This is a genomic window from Achromobacter sp. D7-1, assembly GCF_059760445.1.
This window is the reverse complement of the sequence record NZ_JCBAMT010000154.1, coordinates 1-6864: the sequence shown is the minus strand read 5'-3', so window position 1 is coordinate 6864 and position 6864 is coordinate 1. Positions and strand designations below refer to the sequence as shown.

Here is a 6864-nt window from a genome sequence, read left to right as displayed (position 1 = left end):
CGCATGGGCCGCCTGCGGCCCATGCGTGCTGGAACGAAAAGGGAGCCTCGAGGGCTCCCTTTTCATATCTGCCGGCGGGCTGCTTCAGGGCAGGCCGTCCAGCTTCTTGCCGGCCTTGATGCCGTGCTGCTCGAACCAGCCCTGGGCCATTTCCAGGGCGTAGCGCACCGGCTTCTTGGCGCAATGCGGATCTTCGGTCTGTGGCGCCATGTCCTCGATGTTGACGATCGTGCCGTCGTCGGCGATAAAGGCAATCGAGAGCGGCAGGAGGGTGTTGCGCATCCAGAAGCACTGCACGTCGGGCTGTTCGAACACGAACAGCATGCCGTCGTTGCCGGGCAGCTCCTTGCGGAACATCAGGCCGTCGCGGCGGGTCGCTTCCGTGTTGGCGACTTCTGCGCGGATAATATGGATGCCAGCCGATAGCTGGGTGGTGGGCAGAGGCGCTTGCGGGCCGGTCTGCTGCGCGCCAGCCGCTGCGGGCAGGGCCATCGCGATGGCGGCGAGGGCGGGGGCCAGGGCTTTCGGCAGGAGGTTTCTGAAGAACGCTGTCTTGAACAACGTGAGGCTGACAGGAATTAAAACGGCGTTCTTGGGCATGACCTGGCGCAATGAATGAAAAATAACAAGGCGGGGCTCGAAAGCCCCGCCTGAATAATGGCGCAACCTTACCGTTGCGCTTTAAGGGTAACTCAGGCAGCCGTGATATTAAGCGCCTGTTTGCCTTTGGGCCCCTGAATAATCTCGAAGGCGACTTTCTGGCCTTCCTTCAGGGTTTTAAAACCATTCATCTGGATGGACGAAAAATGGGCGAACAGATCTTCACCGCCGTCGTCGGGCGTAATGAAGCCAAACCCCTTTGCATCGTTGAACCATTTGACGGTGCCCGTCGATTTGGGATTGTCCCCTTGGACGGCGGTTGCGGTCGTATCAGACATGCGGACTGCCTCATTGAATCGTATGTTGACGAAGGGCATCGCGGCCTAGACCCCTGTCCCCCCTCCGGCTTCCTGGCAGATTTTCGATGAGTTGAAAACCCCAGAATGCGTGGATAATGCGCCGCTTTTCTTTGCGGCGTCAAGTATGGAAACTACGCATTTCTACGTGTAATTTTCCGTAAGTTGCACGCTAGCCGTCCCCAGTTTAAATAGAATAGCGGCCCTATGAGTTCTACCTTGGATACCCAGCATGATTTGGCCGTCGAGAAGGCTCCGGCGCGCGCCGCGCCGCCTCCGATGTATCAAGTCCTGCTGCTGAACGACGACTACACCCCGATGGAATTCGTCGTGAAAGTACTGCAAAAGTTCTTCAATAAGAATCACGAAGAGGCGACGAGGATCATGTTGCAGGTGCATCACGAAGGGCGTGGTGTTTGCGGGGTATATCCCCGCGACCTCGCCGCGACGCGCATCGCGCAAGTGGCCCAGTACGCGCGGGCGCGCCAGCACCCTCTGCAATGCGTGATGGAACCCGTCTGAACCCAGCATTTGATGCGCCGCCTGTCATGGCGGCGTTGTGTTGTCCGGTTATTTTGAAATGCAGTATCCGCGTACCCGAGAAGCGCGCGGAATGATCAGGTCGGCAGCTCCGCCGCTAAGGGGCGGTGCGTCTGAATATTTGAGTGAGCGGGAGATTTACCGTGAGTGGAAAGATCAGCAAGGCCTGGCTGGCGACAGCCGGGGTCGTGGTATTGGCCGGCGCCATCGGCGTGGGCTGGTGGATGGGCAAGGAGCGTCAGCCCGCCAACCCGGCGCCAGCCGTCGTGTCGCAGCCTGCGGCTCCGACGGGTGGCGACGCCAAACCGGCGTTGCCCGCCAGCGCGGTGGTCGGCGCGGCCGATCCCTTCGCGGCGCTTTCCTGCCAGCCGCGCCAGTACAACGATACCTTGGCGCTCGCGGTGACTTTCACTCAGCCGGTGGACGCCAAGTCCAACCTGGACAGCTTTCTGCAGGTGACCGACACGGGCACGGCTAGCGACCAGGACCATGAATCGACCGCCACCAGCGGCGATCAGCCTGCCTCGGTACGGCCGGGCGACTCGGCGCCCAAAGGCAAGATCCTGAAGGGCAGTTGGGTGGTCGGCGACAACCCCCGCATGGTCTATTTCCCCTACGTGCAGCCGCAGCGTTCCTACGCGATCTCGGTGCGCGCCGGGCTGCCCGGCGCGGGCGCAGGGGTCAAGCTGGCGGAAGCCTCGAATTGCGAGGTGAGCACGCAGGCCATGCCGCCTTCGTTCTATTTCGCTAGCCGCGGCGTGGTGCTGCCGGCCGGCCAGAACGGCGGTCTGCCCGTGGCCACGGTGAACGTGTCCGAAGTGGACGTGCAATTCCTGCGCGTGTCGCCGGAGCGCGTGCCCGAACTGTTCGACACCGTGCTGGGCATTGGCCGCAATACCGGCGCCTCCGCCGATGAGGAAGACGATGGCGGCAACGAAGAGGACAGCTGGCGCTATTCCGACAACCGCAGCCTGAAAGGCTCGGTCAGCAACTGGGATCTGGACCGCCTGAACTCGCTGACGACCAGCGTCTATCAAGGCCGTTTCGTTACCGACGACAAGCCCAACCGCCGCCATGTCACCTTCCTGCCGGTCGAAGGCATCAAGGAACTGCAGGAACCCGGCATCTATGTCGCGGTGATGAGCCAGCCCGGCCGTTTCCGTTACGAATACCAGGTGACCTATTTCTACGTCAGCGACATCGGCCTGCACGCGCGCCGCTACAGCGACCGCATCGAAGCCTATTCCGTGTCCCTGAAGAGCGGCACCGCCATCTCGGGCGCCGTGTTCGAACTGGTGGACGGCGCTGGCAAGTCGCTGGCCAAGGCCGCGGCCGATGGCCAGGGCCATGTGCGCTTTGATGGCAGCTTCGCCAATGCGCGCGTCATCCGCGCCTCGCGTGACAAGGAAATGACGGTGCTGGCCCTGGGCGAACCCGCCCTGGACCTGTCGGAATTCGACACCGGCGGCCACGTTTCGCGCCCCAATAACTTGTTCGTCTACGCCGGCCGCAATCTGTACCGCCCCGGCGAAACCTTCAACGTGTCGGTCCTGCCGCGCGACCTGGACGGCCGCATGCTGGCGCCGTCGCCCCTGACCGCCACCATCAAGCGTCCCGACGGCCGCACCGTGCTGACCACCCTGTGGCAGCCCAAGAAGGATCTGCCCGGCTACATCGAACGCAGCATCGATCTGCCGCTGGACGCGCAAACCGGCACCTGGATGCTGGAACTGCGCGTGGACCCCGCGTCGCGCGCGCCGGACGCGTCCTGGAAGTTCCAGGTCGAGGAATTCCTGCCCGAGCGCATGAAGATGGCGCTGACCTCCGACCAGGAGGTGCTGTCGCCGGAGGAAACGCTGACCATCGACGTGCAGGGCGACTACCTCTACGGCGCGCCCGCCGCCGGCAACCGCCTGCTCTCCAGCTTCCAGGTCAAGCGCGACCGTTTTGCGCTGCCCCAGCAATGGCCCGGCTTTATCTTCGGCGACGTGGCCGACGATAGCCGCCGCCATTTCGAGGAATTGCCCGAAGCGGCCCTGGACGACAAGGGCCATGGCCAGCTCGAGGTCGACCCGCGCACCGGCGGCACGCGTTCGCCGATGAAGGTTCGCGTATCGGCCAGCCTGCTCGAATCGGGCGGCCGTCCGGTGGTGCGCTCGATCGAGCGCAGCGTCTGGCCCGCCGACCGCCTGATCGCCGTGCGTCCGCAATTCGACGGCGACGTGGCCCGCGAAGGCGCGCCAGCCAGTTTTGAAGTGCTGCGCGTGGACGCGCAGGGCAAGATCGCGCCGCTGGCGCAGGCGCAGATGCGCCTGTACCGCGAAGAGCGCCAGTACTACTGGCGTTTCGACGACCAGCGCGGCTGGAACAGCGGCTACACCGAAACCGACGAATTGCTGGATTCGCGCGAGATCGCGTTGAATGACCGCGCCCAGTTGACCGTCCCTGTGAAGTGGGGCCGCTACCGCCTGGAGATCGCCGATCCCGAAACCGGCCAGACCCTGCGCTACCGCTTCTACGCCGGCTGGAACGCGCAGGACGCCGACTCCATGGGCAATCGCCCTGACCGCGTGCAGATGAAGCTCGAAGGTGTTCCCGCCAAACCGGGCGACACGGTCAAGCTGACCCTGACGCCGCCGCATGACGGCCAGGCGCTCATCACTGTCGAAGGCGACCGCATGCTGTGGTCCACCTGGGTGGCCGTGAAAGCGACGGGCACGCAGGTCGAGATTCCGGTCGACAAGAGCTGGAAGCGCCACGACCTGTACATCGCCGCCGCCGTGTTCCGTCCCGGCAGCGAGGGCGACCGCGTGACCCCGGCGCGCGCGCTGGGCCTGACCTTCCTGCCGATCGCCAGCGGCGACCGCAAGCTGGACGTCAAGCTGACCGCGCCGCCCAAGGCGGTGCCCGAAACCAAGGCGACCGTGCGCGTCAAGGTCGACGGCGCCCAGGGCAAGCAGGCCACCGTGACCCTGTCGGCGGTGGACGTGGGCATCCTCAACATCAACCAGTACAAGACGCCCGATCCGCTGGACTACTTCTTCGGCAAGCACCGCTACGCGCCCGAACTGCTGGACATGTACGGCAAGCTGATCGAGAAGATGGACGGCACCAAGGGCAAGCTGAAGTGGGGCGGCGACGCCGCCATGCGCGGCGATAGCAAGAGCCTGCCGAAGAAGGTCAAGCTGGTGGACCTGTTCTCCGGTCCGGTCACGCTGAATGAGCACGGCGAGGCGGATATTCCGCTGGATCTGCCCGACTTCAACGGCACGCTGCGCCTGATGGCCGTGGCCTTCACGCCGGACAACTACGGCAGCACCGACACCGAAATGGTGGTGGCGGCGCCCATCGTTGCCGAGCTGAATACGCCGCGCTTCATCACGCCGGGCGACCAGGCCGCGATCGCGCTGGACCTGACCAACATGAGCGGCGCCGAGCAGAAGGTGACGGTCAAGCTGGAAGCGCTGGATCCGTTGGGCATCGTCGACGGCGTCAAGACCGTGACCTTGAAGGACAAGCAGCGCACCACGCTGCGCTTCACCGCCACGACTACCGGTTCGTATGGCCTGGGCCTGATGCGCCTGACCGTCGACGGGCAGGGCGGTGGCAAGCCCGTGCACATCGTGCGCGAATCCGTGCTGCAGGTGCAACCGGCCTACGCGGCCGAGCGCCAGGTACGCCGCTTGCGCGTGGGTCCGGGCGAAGCCAACGCGCCGCAGGCGTCGTGGGTGGCTTCCTACTACCCGGATTCGACCACGGTCAGCATGACGGTCTCGAACCGTCCGCCGATCAACGTCAACCGCCTGGTCGAGGGGCTGCTCAACTACCCTTATGGCTGCACCGAGCAGACCATCAGCGCGACCCTGCCGTGGGTCATGCTGGATGAGGAAGCGGCCAAGCAGTTCGGCCTCAAGCCGCGCACCAAGGCCGAGCGCGACGCCAAGGTGGCCGGCGCGATCGGCCGCCTGGCCGGCATGCGCAACGCCGTCGGTTCCTACAACCTGTGGAGCAGCTCGTCCTCGCGCGACGTGTGGCTGACGGCCTATGCCGTCGGCTTCCTGCAGGACGCCCGCGACAACGGTTTCGAGGTGCCCGAGGCATCGCTGGACCGTTCGCGCCAGTGGCTGCTGGAGCAGGTGCAGCAGAGCTCCGGCGCGTTTGGCACCTGGTCGGCCAACCTGAAGCGCAACCTCGAGTCCGGACGCTACGACGTCAACGACGCCAACATCCTGCGGGAAGACCACCGCCGCTTCGCCGGCCTGGCCACTGCCGCCTTGGCGCTGGCGCGCGACAAGAAGGCGCCGTTGTCCACGGTGCGCCAGCTGTACGACAACTACCAGGAGCGTGCCCGCTCGCCGCTGCCGCTGATTCAGCTGGCGGCCGCGTTCAAGCTGATGGGCGACGAAGGGCGCATGAAGAGTGCGCTCGACCAGGCCATGGCGCGCGAGTACGGACTCAACGCGCGCCGCAATTCCGGCTACTACGACGACTGGCTGGGCGACTACGGCAGCAGCGTGCGCGACTACGCGCTGGCCTATGTGATCGCCAACAAGTATGAGCTGCGCCATGAGCGCCTGGAAAATCTGCTGACGCAATTGGCCAGCCGTCTGGGCAACCGCTCGTACCTGTCGACGCAAGAGCAGATGGCCCTGCTGTTGACGGCTCGCGCACTGGGCGGCGACAAGTCCACGCCCTGGTCGGCCACGCTGACCGTCAACGGCGTCAGCAAGCCGCTGGTCGGCGGCAAGAGCGACCAGAGCGTGTCGCTGTCGGCGGCCGATCTGGCGGGCACGCAACTGCTGAACACCGGCAGTCAGGCCCTGTTCGTCGAATACGACATCCAGGGCAGCCCGACCGCCACGCCCGCGCCGCGCAGCGACATCATCCAGCTCAAGCGCGGCTGGTACCGTCCGGACGGCCGTCCGTGGGATGGCGGCAGCCTGCAGACCGGCGACATGCTGGTGGTGTGGGTGCAAGCCAGCGCCAACCAGAACATTCCGGATGGCTTGCTGGTGGATCGCGTGCCGGCGGGTTTTGAAGTCGAAAACCTGAACCTGTCGCAAAGCCCCGAGATGCAGGAATGGACGATCGGCGGACGCCGCGTGGCCGAAGCCATGTCCGATCCCAACATCAAGCACCGCGAGTTCCGCGACGACCGCTATGTGGCCGCGGTGTCGCTGGGTCGCGGCAAGGTGGACGTGTTCTATCTGGTGCGCGTGGTGACGCCGGGCCGCTATGCGGTGCCGTCGACGGTGGCCGAGGACATGTACCGGCCTGAAATCCGGGGCGTAGGCGAGCAATGGAGCACGGTAGAGATCCGCGACCGCGGCGCCAAGCGTCCTTGAACCCCGCCGCCACCCCCGTGGCG

Annotated in this window: 4 protein-coding genes; 2 read left to right on the top strand and 2 right to left on the bottom strand. The window is 65.1% G+C overall.

Features of this window, described 5'->3' with window-relative positions:
- Positions 1 to 84: 84 nt before the first annotated feature.
- Both AC6LKD_RS32335 and AC6LKD_RS32330 read right to left on the bottom strand, forming a co-directional pair.
- The gene (locus AC6LKD_RS32335; RefSeq protein WP_148260723.1) at positions 85 to 492 is read right to left on the bottom strand and encodes a DUF192 domain-containing protein; all 408 of its coding nucleotides are present in this window, start codon (positions 490 to 492) and stop codon (positions 85 to 87) included.
- A gap of 200 nt (positions 493 to 692) precedes the next feature.
- Positions 693 to 938 carry a cold-shock protein gene (locus tag AC6LKD_RS32330; protein WP_006220277.1) on the bottom strand — a complete coding sequence of 82 codons (246 nt, stop codon included), beginning with the start codon at positions 936 to 938 and terminating at the stop codon, positions 693 to 695.
- 225 nt (positions 939 to 1163) lie between these two features.
- Here AC6LKD_RS32330 and clpS point away from each other — a divergent pair, with 225 nt between their 5' ends.
- Entirely contained in the window at positions 1164 to 1478 is a 315-nt protein-coding gene (gene clpS, locus AC6LKD_RS32325) for an ATP-dependent Clp protease adapter ClpS (protein ID WP_006383989.1), read from the top strand.
- Positions 1479 to 1639: 161 nt separating this feature from the next.
- The gene (locus tag AC6LKD_RS32320; RefSeq protein ID WP_498118525.1) at positions 1640 to 6841 is read left to right on the top strand and encodes an alpha-2-macroglobulin family protein; all 5202 of its coding nucleotides are present in this window, start codon (positions 1640 to 1642) and stop codon (positions 6839 to 6841) included.
- The last annotated feature ends 23 nt before the right edge of the window (positions 6842 to 6864 follow it).

What these genes read in the sequence shown, in the direction of transcription:
- AC6LKD_RS32335 (WP_148260723.1), bottom strand. Translation starts at nt 492, where the DNA reads ATGGCCCTGCCCGCAGCGGCTGGCGCGCAGCAGACCGGCCCGCAAGCG.
- AC6LKD_RS32330 (WP_006220277.1), bottom strand. Translation starts at nt 938, where the DNA reads ATGTCTGATACGACCGCAACCGCCGTCCAAGGGGACAATCCCAAATCG.
- clpS (WP_006383989.1), top strand. Translation starts at nt 1,164, where the DNA reads ATGAGTTCTACCTTGGATACCCAGCATGATTTGGCCGTCGAGAAGGCT.